This window comes from Janibacter zhangyanbonis (assembly GCF_050507325.1).
Taxonomy (GTDB): Bacteria; Actinomycetota; Actinomycetes; order Actinomycetales; family Dermatophilaceae; genus Janibacter.
Genome location: NZ_CP191481.1, coordinates 790,856 through 805,997 on the forward strand (window position 1 = coordinate 790,856; position 15,142 = coordinate 805,997).

13 protein-coding genes are annotated in these 15,142 nt (G+C 71.9%); 12 read left to right on the forward strand and 1 reads right to left on the reverse strand.

The features are described from left to right. Window positions 1–134: 134 nt before the first annotated feature. From ACQBJO_RS03990 to boxB, 4 genes are all read left to right on the forward strand, one after another. Window positions 135–845, forward strand: coding sequence for an SDR family NAD(P)-dependent oxidoreductase (locus ACQBJO_RS03990; protein WP_421007084.1), 711 nt, complete (start codon window positions 135–137; stop codon window positions 843–845). Beyond that, complete coding sequence (locus tag ACQBJO_RS03995) at window positions 842–1,714, forward strand: 3-hydroxyacyl-CoA dehydrogenase family protein (RefSeq protein WP_421007083.1); 873 nt, start codon at window positions 842–844, stop codon at window positions 1,712–1,714. The genes ACQBJO_RS03990 and ACQBJO_RS03995 overlap by 4 nt, the downstream gene beginning before the upstream one ends. Next, on the forward strand, window positions 1,711–3,270 hold the full coding sequence (gene paaZ, locus ACQBJO_RS04000) for a phenylacetic acid degradation bifunctional protein PaaZ (RefSeq protein ID WP_421007082.1): 1,560 nt from the start codon (window positions 1,711–1,713) through the stop codon (window positions 3,268–3,270). Before ACQBJO_RS03995 ends, paaZ begins: the two co-directional genes overlap by 4 nt. Before the next feature lie 84 nt (window positions 3,271–3,354). After that, on the forward strand, window positions 3,355–4,851 hold the full coding sequence (boxB, locus tag ACQBJO_RS04005; protein ID WP_421007081.1) for a benzoyl-CoA 2,3-epoxidase subunit BoxB: 1,497 nt from the start codon (window positions 3,355–3,357) through the stop codon (window positions 4,849–4,851). Between the two features lie 78 nt (window positions 4,852–4,929). On the opposite strand, the gene ACQBJO_RS04010 is transcribed toward boxB, so the two are convergent. Further along, window positions 4,930–5,796, reverse strand: a complete 867-nt coding sequence (locus tag ACQBJO_RS04010; protein ID WP_421007080.1) for a PaaX family transcriptional regulator — start codon at window positions 5,794–5,796, stop codon at window positions 4,930–4,932. Window positions 5,797–6,066: 270 nt separating this feature from the next. On the opposite strand from ACQBJO_RS04010, the gene ACQBJO_RS04015 reads away from it, so the two are divergent. The 8 genes from ACQBJO_RS04015 (at window position 6,067) to ACQBJO_RS04050 (ending at window position 15,134) form a co-directional block, all read left to right on the forward strand. Then, window positions 6,067–7,248, forward strand: a complete 1,182-nt coding sequence (locus ACQBJO_RS04015) for an ABC transporter substrate-binding protein (RefSeq protein WP_421007079.1) — start codon at window positions 6,067–6,069, stop codon at window positions 7,246–7,248. 34 nt (window positions 7,249–7,282) lie between these two features. Next, on the forward strand, window positions 7,283–8,188 hold the full coding sequence (locus ACQBJO_RS04020) for a branched-chain amino acid ABC transporter permease (RefSeq protein WP_421007078.1): 906 nt from the start codon (window positions 7,283–7,285) through the stop codon (window positions 8,186–8,188). Then, window positions 8,185–9,147, forward strand: coding sequence for a branched-chain amino acid ABC transporter permease (locus ACQBJO_RS04025; protein ID WP_421007077.1), 963 nt, complete (start codon window positions 8,185–8,187; stop codon window positions 9,145–9,147). The genes ACQBJO_RS04020 and ACQBJO_RS04025 overlap by 4 nt, the downstream gene beginning before the upstream one ends. Next, a complete protein-coding gene (locus ACQBJO_RS04030; RefSeq protein WP_421007076.1) occupies window positions 9,144–9,980 on the forward strand; it encodes an ABC transporter ATP-binding protein in 837 nt (278 codons plus the stop codon). Before ACQBJO_RS04025 ends, ACQBJO_RS04030 begins: the two co-directional genes overlap by 4 nt. Next, window positions 9,977–10,693: an ABC transporter ATP-binding protein gene (locus tag ACQBJO_RS04035; RefSeq protein WP_421007075.1), complete on the forward strand. Its 717-nt coding sequence runs from the start codon at window positions 9,977–9,979 to the stop codon at window positions 10,691–10,693. Before ACQBJO_RS04030 ends, ACQBJO_RS04035 begins: the two co-directional genes overlap by 4 nt. Before the next feature lie 105 nt (window positions 10,694–10,798). Next, window positions 10,799–12,532, forward strand: coding sequence for a 2,3-epoxybenzoyl-CoA dihydrolase (gene boxC, locus ACQBJO_RS04040; RefSeq protein ID WP_421007074.1), 1,734 nt, complete (start codon window positions 10,799–10,801; stop codon window positions 12,530–12,532). A 5-nt stretch (window positions 12,533–12,537) separates the two neighbouring features. Next, complete coding sequence (locus ACQBJO_RS04045; protein WP_421007073.1) at window positions 12,538–14,121, forward strand: benzoate-CoA ligase family protein; 1,584 nt, start codon at window positions 12,538–12,540, stop codon at window positions 14,119–14,121. Continuing rightward, entirely contained in the window at window positions 14,118–15,134 is a 1,017-nt protein-coding gene (locus ACQBJO_RS04050; RefSeq protein WP_421007072.1) for an NAD(P)/FAD-dependent oxidoreductase, read from the forward strand. Before ACQBJO_RS04045 ends, ACQBJO_RS04050 begins: the two co-directional genes overlap by 4 nt. Window positions 15,135–15,142 lie beyond the last annotated feature (8 nt).

Below are 15,142 nucleotides of genomic sequence, written 5' to 3' on the forward strand. Positions count from 1 at the left end.
CCATCGTCTCACTTCGTGGATCCCCGTCTCGGGCGGGCGAAGGGGGAGGCCGCCTCCCTTCGTCATGTTCTACACAAGCACTGGCGTGGCGACACAAATATGTGGCATGTTGGTTTCGACGAAGGGAGTCGACAATGACCACTGCCCTGGTGCTGGGCGGCGCCGGAGGGATCGGCGCGGCCGTGACCCGCCGCCTCGCGGCCGACCACGACGTGACGATCACCCACCACGGCCACCCCGAGCGGGCTGAGGCGCTCGCCGCCGAGCTCGGCGACCGGGTGCGCACGGTGACGGCCGATGCGACGACCGAGGAGGGGGTGGTGGCGGCCTTCGACGCGGCGCAGGAGCGCGGCGAGCTGACCGTCGTCGTCGACTGCGTCGGCGGCTGGGACTACCCCCGCATCACCGAGCTGACGAGCGAGCAGATCCACGACTCCCTCTCGCTCAACCTCGTCTCGGGGCTGCTCGTCCTGCGCGAGGCGACCAAGCGCGTGGCCGACGGCGGCCGCGTCGTCATGGTCTCCAGCGCGGCAGCCCGCGTCGCCCCGGCTCGGCAGAGCACCTATGCCGCCGCCAAGGCCGGTCTCGAGGCGGCCAGCCGCGTCGCGGCCAAGGAGGTCGCCCGCCGGGGCGTGACGGTCAACGTCGTGCGCCCCGGGGCCACCGACACCGAGTACATGCGCTCGATCACGAGCGACAAGGCCATCGACGCGATGGCCGGGAGCAACGCGATGCGCCGCCTCGGCACCCCCGAGGACATCGCGGGCGTCGTCGCGCTGCTCGTCTCGCCCGACGCCGCTTGGGTCACCGGCGACGTCATCGACGCCACGGGAGGCCTGGCATGACCCTCGGACAGATCCCCACCCGCACCGGTGTCGTCGGTGGGGGCCAGATGGGCGCGGGCATCGTCCACGCGCTGCTCCTCGCCGGCAGCGAGGTCGTCCTGCTCGAGCGTGACCCGACGGCCGCGCAGGGGGCGGACGAGCGGGTGGGCCGCTCGTGCGACAAGAGCGTCGAGCGGGGCAAGATCGCCGACGCCGCCGAGCCGATGGGTCGCCTCACGACGACGACCGATGCCGCGGACCTCGCCGCCTGCGGCCTCGTCGTCGAGGCGGTGCCCGAGGACGAGCAGCTCAAGCGCGAGACGCTCCAGCGGGTCGAGGCGGTCATCGCGGACGACGCGGCCCTGGCGACCAACACCTCGAGCATCTCGCTCGACGCGCTCGCCACCTCGCTGCGCCGCCCCGAGCGCCTGCTCGGCCTGCACTTCTTCAACCCCGTGCCGGCGAGCAAGCTCGTCGAGATCGTCATCGCCTCGGCCACCGACGAGGCCTGGCGCGAGCGAGCCGTCACCTGGGTGCGCGACGGGCTGGGCAAGACGCCGGTCGTCGTCGCCGACTCGCCGGGCTTCGCCAGCAGCCGGCTCGGTGTCGCGCTCGGCCTCGAGGCGATCCGGATGCTCGAGGCGGGCGTTGCCTCGGCGGAGGACATCGACGCCGCGATGTCGCTCGGCTACGGGCACCCGATGGGCCCCCTTCGCCTCACCGACCTCGTCGGGCTCGACGTGCGCCTGGGCATCGCCCGCTATCTCGAGCGCGAGCTCGGCCCCCGATTCGCCCCACCACAGCTGCTCGTCGACCTCGTCGAGCAGGGCCACCACGGCCGCAAGACCGGACGCGGCTTCTACGACTGGACCAAGGAGAGCACCGTATGAGCGAGATCCTCGAGAGCTATGTCGCCGGCCGCTGGAGCGCCGGCACCGGTTCGGGTCGCGAGGTCCGCGACGCCGTGACCGGCGAGACCGTGACCCGGGTGTCGAGCGAGGGCCTCGACCTCGGCGCCGCCGTGGCGCACGCCAGGGCGAAGGGGGGTCCCGCCCTTCGTGCGATGACCTTCCACGAGCGGGCCGCCGCCCTCAAGGCCGCCGCGACCGCGGTGCACGAGGGCAAGGACCGGCTCTACGAGCTGTCCGCCCGGGCCGGGTGCACCACCCGGGACGCCGCCGTCGACATCGACGGCGGGACGGGCACCGCCTTCGTCTACGCCTCGCTCGGGCGCAAGGGCCTGCCCGACGCCCGGGTCGTCGTCGAGGACGAGTTCATCCAGCTCGGCAAGGAGGGCGTCTTCGGCGGTCGGCACGTGCTGACCAGCCCGCACGGCATCTCGCTGCAGATCAATGCCTTCAACTTCCCCGTCTGGGGCATGCTCGAGAAGCTCGCACCCGCGCTCCTCGCCGGCGTGCCGACGATCGTCAAGCCCGCGACGCCGACGGCCTACATCGCCGTCGAGGCGGTGCGGATGATGATCGACTCGGGGGCCCTCCCCGAGGGCTCGCTGCAGGTCGTCGCCGGCTCGATCCCCGGGCTGCTCGACGAGCTCGGCGGCCAGGACCACATCGGCTTCACCGGGTCGGCCGACACCGCGGCCGCGCTGCGCGGCGACCCGGCCGTCACCCGCCGCTCGGCGCACTTCAACGCCGAGGCCGACAGCCTCAACGCCTCCGTCCTCGGCCCCGACGCGGCGCCGGGGGAGCCGGAGTTCGACCTCTTCGTCAAGGAGCTCGTCACCGAGATGACCGTCAAGGCCGGGCAGAAGTGCACGGCGATCCGCCGCGCCCTCGTGCCTGCCGACCGGGTCGACGCGGTGGCCGAGGCCGTCTCGGAGCGCCTCGCCGGCGTGACGATCGGTGCCCCGGGTGCCGAGGGGGTGCGCATGGGTGCGCTCGTCGGCACCGAGCAGCGCGACGACGTGCGTGACGCCGCCCGGCGCATCGCCGCCGCGGGCACGGTCGTCCACGGCGACCTCGACCGCGTCGACGTCGTGGGCGCCGACGCCGAGCGCGGCGCCTTCCTCTCGCCCGTGCTCGTGCGCGTCGACGACGCCGATCGCGCCGAGCCCCACGAGGTCGAGGCCTTCGGCCCGGTGAGCTCGCTCATGGGCTATCGCGATGCCGAGCACGCGGTCGAGCTGCTCGCCCGCGGCGAGGGCAGCCTCGCCGGCTCCGTCGTCTCGGCCGACGCCGACTTCGTCGACCGGGTCGTCGCCGGAGCGGCGCCGTGGCACGGCCGCCTCCTCGTGCTCGACCGCGACAGCGCGCCGGAGTCGACCGGCCACGGCACGCCGATGCCCCAGCTCGTCCACGGCGGCCCCGGCCGTGCCGGTGGCGGCCAGGAGGAGGGCGGCCTGCGCGCGGTGCACGCCCACCTGCAGCGCTCCGCGGTCCAGGGCAGCCCCGCCGTCCTCGAGCGGCTCGGCTCGCTCGGCGACTGATATTCCACAAAGTCTTGTCGCGACGCCCTGCAAGGTGTAGAACATATGACAGGACCTCGCACGGACGCGACCCAAGGAGAGACCATGACGACCACGGACGACCGCATCGGTTCCGCCCCGGACCCCGACGGCCCGACGAGCCCCATCGACTACAGCCAGCGCATCCCCAACAACGTCAACCTCAGCGACGACCGTCGTCTGCAGCGGGCGCTCGAGGGCTGGCAGCCGAAGTTCCTCGACTGGTGGAAGAACCTCGGTCCGCAGCTGCCGACGCAGGACGTCTACCTGCGCACCGCCGTGGCCGTGGGTCGCGACGGCTGGGCGCACTTCGACCACGTGCCGATGGAGGAGTACCGCTGGGGGATCTTCCTCGCCGAGGGCGACCCCGACCGCAAGATCAACTTCGGCAAGCACCAGGGCGAGCCGGCCTGGCAGGAGGTGCCGGGCGAGTACCGCGCCGACCTCATGCGGCTCATCGTCGTCCAGGGCGACACCGAGCCGGCCTCGGTCGAGCAGCAGCGCATCCTCGCCAACACCGCGCCGTCGATCTACGACATGCGCAACCTCTTCCAGGTCAACGTCGAGGAGGGGCGGCACCTGTGGGCGATGGTCTACCTGCTGCACGCCTACTTCGGCCGCGAGGGGCGCGAGGAGGCCGAGCAGCTGCTCAAGCGCAACTCCGGCGACTACGACAACCCGCGGATCCTCGGCGCCTTCAACGAGGAGACGACCGACTGGCTGCAGTTCTTCATGTTCACCTACTTCACCGACCGTGACGGCAAGTACCAGCTCGGCACGCTCAAGGAGTCGGGCTTCGACCCGCTGGCGCGCACCTGCGAGTTCATGCTCAAGGAGGAGGCGCACCACATGTTCGTCGGCACGACCGGCGTGCAGCGCACCGTCGAGCGCACCGCGCAGGTCATGCAGGACAAGGGGACCGATGCGACCTTCGAGGACGGGGTCATCCCGCTCGACGTCATCCAGAAGTACCTGAACTTCCAGTTCTCCGTCTCGATGGACCTCTTCGGCTCGGAGCAGTCGACGAATGCGGGCAACTACTACTCCTCCGGCCTCAAGGGCCGCTGGCAGGAGACCCGCCGCAAGGACGACCACACGCTCCTCGACGACGAGCGTGAGATGTCCTACGTCGAGGACGGCGAGATCCGGACGAAGAAGGTCCCGATGATCTCCGCGCTCAACCTCGACCTGCGTGACGAGTACGTCGCCGACTGCGCCAACGGCGTCAACCGGTGGAACCAGGCGCTCGAGGACGCCGGCGTGGAGGAGCGCCTCTACCTGCCGCACGAGGGCTTCCACCGCCAGGTCGGCGTCTACGCCGGGCACCACGTGAGCCCGCAGGGCGAGGTCCTCGACGACGCGACGTGGGAGTCCCGCAAGGACGAGTGGCTGCCGAGCGAGCAGGACCGGGCCCGGGTCGCCGAGCTCATGGTCCCCGAGTACGAGTACGGCAAGTTCGCCAGCTGGATCGCCGAGCCCCCGACGGGCATCAACGGCCAGCCCGTGGAGTACGACTACGTCCACCTCTACGAGGAGGGCCTGCGTCAGGAGGGCATGGCCTGACCGGCCGCCACGACGTGCGAAGGGGGTGCCCCGGGATCGAGTCCCGGCGCACCCCCTTCGTCAACAGGTGCGGTGTCGTCAGGTGCGCTCGCCGGCTGCCTGCTCGAGGCGCTCCCACTCGCGCTGCGCGCGGCGGTGCCAGCGGTCACGGAGGGTGTGGAAGAGGGTCGCGGCCTGCGGTCCCGGCCAGTCGGCGGGCAGCAGCTCGGCGGGCAGGTCGGGGTCGACGAAGGGGAAGTGCCGCCAGGCCTGGATGAGCTCCACCTGCGCGACGAAGGCCTCCTCGTCGGAGTCGACGGTCCGGTCGGCGAAGTCGGCCATGAAGTCGTGGTAGCCGGCGCGGACCTCGGCGAGGTCCCATGCCGCGTCGATGAGCGAGGCGGGGTCGGTGCCTGCCGCGCGGCGGCCGACCCAGGCGAAGGCGCGGTCCGCGAGGCCGAGGTCGGCCAGCGTGGACTGGACCTCGGCCTCCTTGTGTGCGTCGGGGATGATCCACATCCCGGGGGTCGGGCAGCCGAGGCCGAGCCAGGTCAGGCGGGTGCGCAGCTTGTGCCGGGTGGCGCGCTGCGACTCGGGGACCGCGGCGGCGACGACGAGCCACTCGCCGTCCCACGTGTGCGGGCTGCGCAGGAAGGAGTAGATGCGCTCGGTGCCCTCGGCGAGGAGCGTGCGGCCCTCCGGGGTCGTCTGCCAGCGCACCCGACGGCCGTGCCGCTCCGACGCGACCAGACCCTGGCCGGCGGTGCGGGCGATGGTCTGGCGGGCCGATTTTTCCTCGACGCCGAGGGCCGCGAGCGCTGAGACGAGGGTGCCGGTCCACGCGGACCCGTCGCGAGGGTGGGCGAACTCGCCGAGGATCGTCAGCAGGAGGGCGCGCGCGCTCGCCGCGGTGGGGCGCTCGCCGACGGTGGTCGTCGCAGGTCCGGTGTCGGCCTTCGTCGTCATGGGTCGGTCTGCTCCTCGTCTCGTGGTCTCCCGTCAGGGTTGCACCGAAGTGGTCCGGCGTCGCGCAGGCGCCCGTGACGAGCCCGTGCGTGTGCCGTGGACGCCCCACCTCGGTGGGGGAGGCCGCATCGAAAAATCTACTACTAATTTCTTTCGACACGGCTATTGACTGTAGAAGGATTGACCGCCATCCTCATTCCACCGACGACGGGGTCGGTTTCCCAGCGGTCCCGTCGTGCCCTCAATGACGAGATCGCACCTGGAGTCCCGATGCGCGCCACCCGTTCTCTCCCCCTGGCCCTGACGTTGACCCTCGCCCTCACCGCCTGCGGCGGCTCGGCGCTCTCCGGTGACGGGGGTGGTGGTGGCGACGACGACTCGGTGAAGATCGCCCTGCTCGTCCCGCAGTCCGGCGTCTACGCCCCGCTCGGCAAGGACATGGAGGCGGGCTTCCGCCTCTACCTCGAGCAGCACGACGGCAAGCTCGGCGGCAAGGAGGTCGAGCTCACCGTCGTCGACGAGGGCGGCGGCCCGGAGGACGGTGTCCCCGCCGGCACGAAGCTCGCGCAGGACGAGTCCGTCGACGCCGTCGTGGGTGTCGTCAACTCCGCAACCGCGCTCGGCCTGACCGACGCCTTCGACGAGGCGAAGAAGCCGCTCATCGTCGCCAACGCCGGCGCCGACGACATCACCGGCGCGCAGGGCTCGCCCTACGTGTGGCGCACGAGCTTCGCCAACGGCGAGGTCGGCGGCGCCATCGGCGAGAAGGTCGCCGAGGAGGTCGGCGACGGCAAGGTCTACCTCGTCGGGCCCGACTACGCGGCCGGCGACGAGTTCCTCGCCGGATTCAAGACCGCCTTCGAGAAGGCCGGCGGCCAGATCGCGGGCACCCAGATGACCCCCTTCGGCAAGACGACGAACTTCCAGCCCTACCTGCAGAAGGTGCGCAAGGCCCAGCCGAAGGCGGTCTTCGCCTTCTACGCCGGCTCCGAGGCGGTCACCTTCGTCAAGCAGTACGACCAGCTCGGCCTGCACGACGAGATCCCCTTCTACGGCACCGGCTTCCTCACCGAGGGCGGCGCCCTGACCGCCCAGGGCAAGTCCGCCGACGGCATCTTCACCTCGCTGCACTACTCCTCCGAGCTCGACAACGAGACCAACACCGCCTTCGTCAAGGACTACGAGGCGGCCAACGACGGCACGCCGACCGTCTACTCGGTGCAGGCCTACGACGCCGGCGCGGTCCTCGACAGCGCGCTCGAGGAGGGCACCGGCGGTGACGAGATCGTCGACGGGCTCAAGGCCACCGGCGACATCGACAGCCCGCGCGGCACGTGGTCCTTCTCCGACGAGCAGGGGCCGGACCAGACCTACTACCTGCGCAAGGTCGAGGAGAAGGACGGCGCGTGGACCAATGCCGTCGAGGGTGAGCTGACCACACCCGCCTCCTGACCCGGCCATCCCGACCGACTGCCAGGAGGATCTCGTGACCGCACTGCCGGCCAACTTCATCACCGACAACGGCGTGACGATGATCGACGGGCTCGCCACCGGCGTCCTGCTCTTCGTCATCGCCCTCGGCCTCTCGCTCGTCTTCGGCGTCATGGACGTGCTCAACCTCGCCCACGGCGCGCTCTACCTCGTCGGCGCCTACGTCGCCGTCGCCCTCCTCGGGGGCGGCTCGACGATGACGCTGCTCGCCTTCGTCGCCGCCGTGCTCGTCGCGGCGCTCGTCGGCGGGCTCGGGGGGTGGGGCCTGTCGGCGATGGTGCGGCCGGTCGCCCACCGGGGCCACCTCGACCAGGCCCTGCTCACGCTCGGCATCGCGCTCGTCGTGAGCGACCTGGTCTCGATGCGCTTCGGCAACGACGTGCGCTCGATCCCGGCCCCGACCGGCCTCGACGGGAGCGTGTCGATCCTCGGCCAGTCCTACCCGCTCTACCGGCTCGTCGTCATCGGCGTCGGCGGGCTGCTCGCCGTCGTCGCGCTCTACGTCATCGAGCGCACCCGCGTGGGCTCGCTCGTGCGCGCCGCGGTCGTCGACCCCCAGATGGTCTCCGCCCTGGGGGTCGACACCCGGCGACTGGTCACCGGCGTCTTCGCCGCCGGGGCGGCGCTCGCCGCCGCGGGCGGGGTCATCGGCGGCCCGATCCTCTCCGCCTACCCGGGCCTGGACAACCGGGTGCTCCTCCTCGGCCTCGTGGTCGTCGTCATCGGCGGTCTCGGGTCGGTGAGCGGTGCCCTCGTCGGGGCGCTCGTCATCGGGCAGATCGAGACGCTCGGCGTCTCGCTGCTGCCCGACCACGCGAGCTTCCTCGTCTTCGGCGCGATGGGCCTGGTGCTGCTGCTGCGGCCGCAGGGCCTGCTCGGGCGCAAGGAGGCGGCGGCATGAGGTCCCGCGCCACGACGCTCGTCGGCCTCGTCGTCGTCCTGCTCCTCGCCGCGGTGCCCCTCGTGCTGCCGGCGGACGCCGCCAACACGCTCAGCCGGGTCCTCGCCCTCGCCCTGCTCGCCGTCTCCCTCGACCTGCTCGTCGGGGTCTCGGGCATGCCCTCGCTCGGGCACGCCGCCCCCTTCGGTGTCGGTGCCTACACCGCAGCGCTCGTCGCCCGCGACGTCGACGCCTGGGCTCCCGTCCCGCTCCTCGTCGCGGTGCTCGCCGGCGGGATCTTCGCCCTCCTCACGGGCGTGCTCATGGTGCGGACCAAGGGGACCTACTTCCTCATGCTCACGCTGGCCGTCGCCGAGCTCGCGCACGTGCTCGCGCAGCGCTGGGTCGGCCTCACCGGCGGGACCAACGGGCTCTACGGGATCCCGTCGATCACGCTGGTGCCCGGTGGTGAGCCGGTGACGCTCGCCGGCATCCGCTACTGGTGGGTGCTGCTCGTCTTCCTCGTCGGCTTCGCCGTCGTCTGGTGGACCTCGCGCACCACGCTGGGCAGGTCGCTGCGCGGGCTGCGCGACAACGAGGAGCGGATGGGCTCGCTCGGCTACTCGACCTTCCGCCTCAAGCTGACCGTCTACGCCACCGCCGGTGCGGTCGCCGGCGCGGCCGGCTCGATGTGGGTGGCGCAGAACCGCTTCGTCTCGCCCGAGGACCTCGCCTTCGAGGTCTCCGCCATGGCGCTGCTCGCCGTCGTCGTCGGCGGTCGCGGTCGGCTCTGGGGTGCCGTGCTCGGCGCCGCGCTCGTGACGATCGTGCGCGACGACATCGGCGCCTCGCTCGGCGGTCGCGGACCGCTGCTGCTCGGCCTCGTCTTCATCGCGGTCGTCTACCTGCTCCCGCACGGCTTCGCCGGCACGAGCTGGCGACGACTGCTCGCCCGACGCACCCAGGAGAGCAAGGCATGAGCACGCAGACACCCGCGCTGACCCTGCGCGGGGTGACCAAGCGCTACGGCGCCCTCACCGCCGTCGACGACGTGAGCCTGCAGGTGGCGAAGGGAGGTCGGCACGCCCTCATCGGCCCCAACGGCGCGGGCAAGTCGACGCTCTTCAACCTCGTCGCCGGCGGGCTGCCGGTGACCTCCGGCCAGATCCTCTTCGGCGACGAGGACGTCACCGCGCGCTCGGCCGCGTGGCGGGCGCGGCGGGGGCTGGGCAAGACCTTCCAGCACAGCTCGCTCTTCCTGTCGATGAGCCCGCTCGACAACGTCGCCCTCGCGGCCCAGAGGGTCGCGGGCAAGGGGATGTCCTGGCTGACGCCGGCCTCCCGCCGCTCGAGCGAGATCGACGACGTCGCCGAGCAGTGCGTCGCCGACGTCGGCCTCGCCGACCGGTCGCACATCATGACCGGCAACCTCTCGCACGGCGAGCGGCGCCAGCTCGAGGTCGCGGTCGCCCTGGCGACCCGACCGCGGCTGCTGCTGCTCGACGAGCCCGCGGCGGGGATGTCGCCCGCTGAGAGCGCCCGCTTCGCCGACCTCGTCCGTTCGCTGCCCGACGACCTCACGGTCGTCATCATCGAGCACGACCTCGAGCTCGTCTTCGAGCTCGCCGACCGGATCAGCGTGCTGCACCTGGGGGCGCTCATCGCCGACGGACCGACGAGTGAGGTCCGCGAGGACCCGGTGGTCCAGCAGGCCTACCTCGGCGAGGACTCCCTCGAGGAGCTCTTCGACGAGACCCCCACCGCACCACCGCCGGTCACCGTGCCGGCCCTGCCCGAGGAGAGCACGCGATGACGGCGAAGGGAGCGGACCTGCGGGTCGAGGGGGTCGAGGCCGGCTACGGCGGCAGCACCGTCCTCACCGGGGTCGACCTGCACGTCGCGGCGGGGGAGACAGTCGCGCTGCTCGGCCGCAACGGCGTCGGCAAGACGACGCTCATGTCGACCGTCATGGGGTTCGTCCGCGCGCAGCGGGGGAGCATCCACGTTGGCGGCGACGACGTGACCGCCCTGCCCACGCACGCGCGAGCGCGGGCCGGGCTGGCGATCGTCCCCCAGGGGCGGCGGGTCTTCGCGCCGCTCACCGTGCACAACAACCTGCGCATCGCCGAGGGGGCGCGCGAGAGCGAGTGGACCCTCGAGCGGGTCTACGAGCTCATGCCGAGGCTGCGCGAGCGCCGGGGCAACCGGGGCGACCAGCTCTCGGGCGGCGAGCAGCAGATGCTCGCGATCGGCCGGGCCCTGCTCCTCGGCCCGCGGGTGCTCCTGCTCGACGAGCCCTCGGACGGCCTGGCGCCGGCGATCGTCCAGCAGGTCATGGGGGTGGTGCACGAGCTGGCCCGTGAGGGCATCACCGTGCTCGTCGTCGAGCAGGACCTGCGCGCCGCCTTCTCGGTCGCCGCCCGCGTCGTCCTCATGGACAAGGGGCGGATCGTCCACGACAGCACGACCGCCGACTTCCGCGGTGACGCCGACCGTGCTCGGCGGCTCCTCGGCGTGGGGCAATAAAGTGCTACAACCTCTTGACGTATCGCAGATGCAATGTAGAGAATAAGTGTCGTACCCCGACGCCGCGGTCCGTGGCGTCCGACGTCGATCGACGGAAGGCATGACGTGAGCGAGACCACCATCGACAAGGCGGCACCCGCAGAGGCCCCGGCCGCGCCCGCAGCGCAGGACGGCCCCCCGGTCGTCGAGTTCCGCACCTCGCCCGATCGCTACCGGCACTTCCGCGTCACCTACGACGGTGACGTCGCGACGGTCGCGCTCGCGGTCGACGACCAGGGCGGTCTGGTGCCCGGCTACGAGCTGAAGATGAACTCCTACGACCTCGGCGTCGACATCGAGCTCTACGACATCGTCCAGCGGCTGCGCTTCGAGCACCCCGAGGTCAAGGCGGTCGTCATGACCGGCGGCATCGAGCGGATGTTCTGCGCCGGGGCCAACATCCGGATGCTCGCCGGCTCGCCGCACAGCTGGAAGGTCAACTTCTGCAAGTTCACCAACGAGACCCGCAACGGCATCGAGGACGCGACGGCGAACTCCGGCCAGCGGTGGATCGCCGCGCTCAACGGCACGGCCGCCGGTGGTGGCTACGAGCTCGCCCTGGCCTGCGACGACATCGTCCTCGTCGACGACAACAGCTCGACCGTCTCGCTGCCCGAGGTGCCGCTGCTCGGCGTGCTCCCCGGCACCGGCGGCCTGACCCGCGTCGTCGACAAGCGCCACGTGCGCAAGGATCGTGCCGACCTCTTCGCGACGAAGTCCGAGGGCTACCGCGGCCAGACCGCGGTCGACTGGGGCCTGATCGACGCGACCATCCCGCGTCGTGAGTGGGACGAGAAGATCGCCGAACGCGCGCACGCCGCCGCTGCGGCCTCGACCCGAGGCGGTGCCGCCGGCGAGGGGGTCGAGCTCACCCCGGTCGAGCGCGCCGAGGACGGCGACACGATCTCCTACCGTCACGTGACCGCGACCCTCGACCGGGCTGGGCGCCGGGTCGAGATCGTCGTCTCCGCCCCGACCGAGGAGCCGCCGGCCGATGCCGAGGCCGCCCGCGCCCAGGGCGTCGACTACTACCCGCTGGCGCTGGCTCGCGAGCTCGACGACCTGATCCTCCACCTGCGCACCAACGAGCTGCAGCTCGGCACGTGGGTGCTGCGCGCGAAGGGCGACCAGGCCCTCGTCATCGCCCACGACGACAAGCTCGCGGAGTGGTCCGAGCACTGGTTCGTCAACGAGGTCGTGCACTACCTCAAGCGCACGCTCAAGCGCCTCGACGTCACCTCCCGCAGCCTCGTCGCGGTCATCGAGCCGGGGTCGGCCTTCGTCGGCACCCTGCTCGAGCTGGCCCTCGCGGCCGACCGGCAGTACATGCTCGAGGGGGTCTTCGAGGACGTCGACCCCGACGCCGACCCGGCGACCGTGCGGATCACCGACGCCAACCGCGGCCGCTACCCGATGGGCAACGGCCTGACCCGGCTCGAGTCGCGCTTCTACGGCCGCGACGAGGACCTCGAGGCCGCGCTCGCGACGGCGGGCACCGACCTCGACGCCGCGGCTGCCGATGCCGCCGGCCTGGTGACGGTGGCCCTCGACGACATCGACTTCGAGGAGGAGCTGCGCATCGTCCTCGAGGAGCGTGCGGCCCTCAGCCCCGACGCCCTGACGGGCATGGAGGCCAACCACCGCTTCGTCGGTCCCGAGACCGTCGAGACCAAGATCTTCGGCCGGCTCACGGCCTGGCAGAACTGGATCTTCATCCGGCCCAATGCCTCCGGTCCGGACGGCGCCCTGCGCCGCTACGGCTCGGGTCAGAAGGGCGACTACAACCTCGAGAGGGTCTGAGCACCATGAGCGACGCAGGCTTCAACGCAGCAGCCTGGCTCGTCGACCGGATCGCGCAGGAGCGCGGTGACCACCCGGCCGTCGAGACCCCGACGCAGACCGTCACCTACACCGACCTCGTCGACCTCACCGGTCGCGCCGCCGCGGGACTGCGCTCCCTCGGGCTGCGCCGTGACGACCGGGTGGTCTTCGTGGCCAACGACGACGTCGCCCTCTTCGCGGGCATCCTCGGCGCGATCCGGGGCGGCTTCGTCGCCGTCCCCGTCTCGACGATGTACGGCCCGGACGAGCTCGCCGAGATCATCGCCGACTCCGGTGCCGTCGCCCTCCTGGCGAGCTCGACCTATGCCGAGGCGGCCGTGCGTGCCGCCGGCCGGTGCCCCGAGCTGCGCCACGTCGTCTGGGACGGCGACCCCGGGGCCGTGGCCGCCGACCTCGGCGACGTCGGTCAGCAGTCGTGGGACGAGCTCGTCGCCCGCGGCGCGCAGGCAGACCCGGCCGAGCACGCCCCGGTGCCCACGGGTCCCGACGCCTGGGCCCTGTGGCTCTACACCTCGGGCACGACCGGCAAGCCCAAGGGCGCGATGCACCGGCACGACAACATCCGCATCGTCACCGCGACCTACGGCGCCCAGGTCCTCGGCATCACGTCGGAGGACCGGTGCCTGTCGGTGGCGAAGCTCTTCTTCGCCTACGGCATCGGCAACTCGATGTTCTTCCCGCTGTCGGTGGGGGCGACCGCCGTGCTCAACCCCGAGCGGCCGACCCCGGTCGGCATGGCCGAGCGCATCCGCGAGGGGCGACCCACGCTCTTCTTCGGCGTCCCGACCTTCTACGCCGGTCTGCTGGCGAGCGACATCCCCGACGACACCTTCGCCGGGGTCCGGATGGGTGCCTCGGCCGGCGAGCCGCTGCCGCGGGGGGTGCAGGAGCGGATGCTCTCGCGCTTCGGCCTCGAGATCCTCGACGGCATCGGGTCGACCGAGTGCCTGCACATCTTCCTGTCCAACCGGCCGGGCGAGATCAAGCCGGGCACGACGGGCAAGGCCGTGCCGGGCTACGACCTCGAGATCCGTGACCTCGACGGCTCACTCGTCCCCGACGGCGAGCCGGGCACCCTCTTCGTGCGGGGCGCCTCCGCCGCGCTCGGCTACTGGCGTCGCGCCGAGGCCACCCGCACCGTCTTCCAGGGGGAGTGGCTCAACACCGGCGACACCTATGTCCGCGACAGCGAGGGCTACTACGCCTGCATGGGCCGGGCCACCGACCTGCTCAAGGCCGGCGGCATCTGGGTCAGCCCGACCGAGGTCGAGGACCGGCTCCTCGCGCACGACGCCGTCGCCGAGTGCGCCGTCGTCGGGCAGGAGGACGCCGACGGCCTGGTCAAGCCGGTCGCCGTCGTCGTCACCCGCGGGCAGGTCACCGCCGACGACCTCGATGCCTGGTGCCGGGACGGGCTCGCGCCCTTCAAGCGACCGCGGCACGTCTACTTCGTCGACGAGCTGCCCAAGACCGCGACCGGCAAGATGCAGCGCTTCAAGGTGCGCGCTCTCGTCAAGGACCTTGCTGCGATGGAGGCCGTCTCATGAGCACCACCACCCGTGTCGACCTGCTCATCGTCGGAGCCGGCCCCGTCGGGCTCTTCGGCGCCTACTACGCCGGCGTCCGCGGCCTGCGGACCGCCGTCGTCGACAGCCTCAGCCAGGTGGGCGGTCAGGTGAGCGCGATGTACCCGGAGAAGCAGATCTTCGACATCGCCGGGTTCCCCGCCGTCTCGGGCCGGCAGCTCATCGCCAACCTCGTCGAGCAGGCGGCGCCCTACGACCCGGTCTACCTGCTGGGCCAGGAGGCGCAGGAGCTCGAGCGGACCACCGACGACCAGGGGCGCGAGCGGCTCGTCGTGACGACGAGCACCGGAGACCGCGTCGAGGCCGGGGCGATCGTCGTCACCGGCGGCATCGGCACCTTCTCCCCGCGCAAGCTGCCGGCGGGCGAGGACTTCCTCGGTCGCGGGCTCGAGTACTTCGTGCCGAGCTCGGCGGAGTATGCCGGCCAGCACGTCGTCGTCGTCGGCGGCGGTGACTCGGCCGTCGACTGGGCCAACATGCTCCACCCGATCGCCGAGTCGGTGACGCTCGTGCACCGACGTGACCAGTTCCGTGCCCACCACGGGTCGGTCGAGCAGCTGCACGCGGCGCCCGTCGAGATCGTGCTCAACGCGCAGGTCACCGAGACCGTCGGCGGCAGTGCCCTCGAGTCGGTCATGGTGACGCCGAAGGGGGAGGAGCCCCGCTCCCTTCGCTGCACCCGGCTCGTCGCCGCCCTCGGCTTCACCGCCAATCTCGGCCCGCTGCGCGACTGGGGCGTCGAGCTCCACGACAACCGGCACCTCGTCGTCGACCCGGCGATGCGCACCAACGTCCCCGGCATCTTCGCGGCCGGTGACATCACCGACTACGACGGCAAGGTGCGCCTCATCGCCGTCGGCTTCGGCGAGGTGGCGACCGCGGTCAACAACGCGGCCGTCCACATCGACCCGGAGGCCCAGCTCTTCCCCGGGCACTCCACCGACAACCAGCCCGCGGTCCCGCAGCCCGCCTGAGAGGAACT

What these genes read in the sequence shown, in the direction of transcription:
- ACQBJO_RS03990 (WP_421007084.1), top strand. Translation starts at nt 135, where the DNA reads ATGACCACTGCCCTGGTGCTGGGCGGCGCCGGAGGGATCGGCGCGGCC.
- ACQBJO_RS03995 (WP_421007083.1), top strand. Translation starts at nt 842, where the DNA reads ATGACCCTCGGACAGATCCCCACCCGCACCGGTGTCGTCGGTGGGGGC.
- paaZ (WP_421007082.1), top strand. Translation starts at nt 1,711, where the DNA reads ATGAGCGAGATCCTCGAGAGCTATGTCGCCGGCCGCTGGAGCGCCGGC.
- boxB (WP_421007081.1), top strand. Translation starts at nt 3,355, where the DNA reads ATGACGACCACGGACGACCGCATCGGTTCCGCCCCGGACCCCGACGGC.
- ACQBJO_RS04010 (WP_421007080.1), bottom strand. Translation starts at nt 5,796, where the DNA reads ATGACGACGAAGGCCGACACCGGACCTGCGACGACCACCGTCGGCGAG.
- ACQBJO_RS04015 (WP_421007079.1), top strand. Translation starts at nt 6,067, where the DNA reads ATGCGCGCCACCCGTTCTCTCCCCCTGGCCCTGACGTTGACCCTCGCC.
- ACQBJO_RS04025 (WP_421007077.1), top strand. Translation starts at nt 8,185, where the DNA reads ATGAGGTCCCGCGCCACGACGCTCGTCGGCCTCGTCGTCGTCCTGCTC.
- ACQBJO_RS04030 (WP_421007076.1), top strand. Translation starts at nt 9,144, where the DNA reads ATGAGCACGCAGACACCCGCGCTGACCCTGCGCGGGGTGACCAAGCGC.
- ACQBJO_RS04035 (WP_421007075.1), top strand. Translation starts at nt 9,977, where the DNA reads ATGACGGCGAAGGGAGCGGACCTGCGGGTCGAGGGGGTCGAGGCCGGC.
- ACQBJO_RS04045 (WP_421007073.1), top strand. Translation starts at nt 12,538, where the DNA reads ATGAGCGACGCAGGCTTCAACGCAGCAGCCTGGCTCGTCGACCGGATC.
- ACQBJO_RS04050 (WP_421007072.1), top strand. Translation starts at nt 14,118, where the DNA reads ATGAGCACCACCACCCGTGTCGACCTGCTCATCGTCGGAGCCGGCCCC.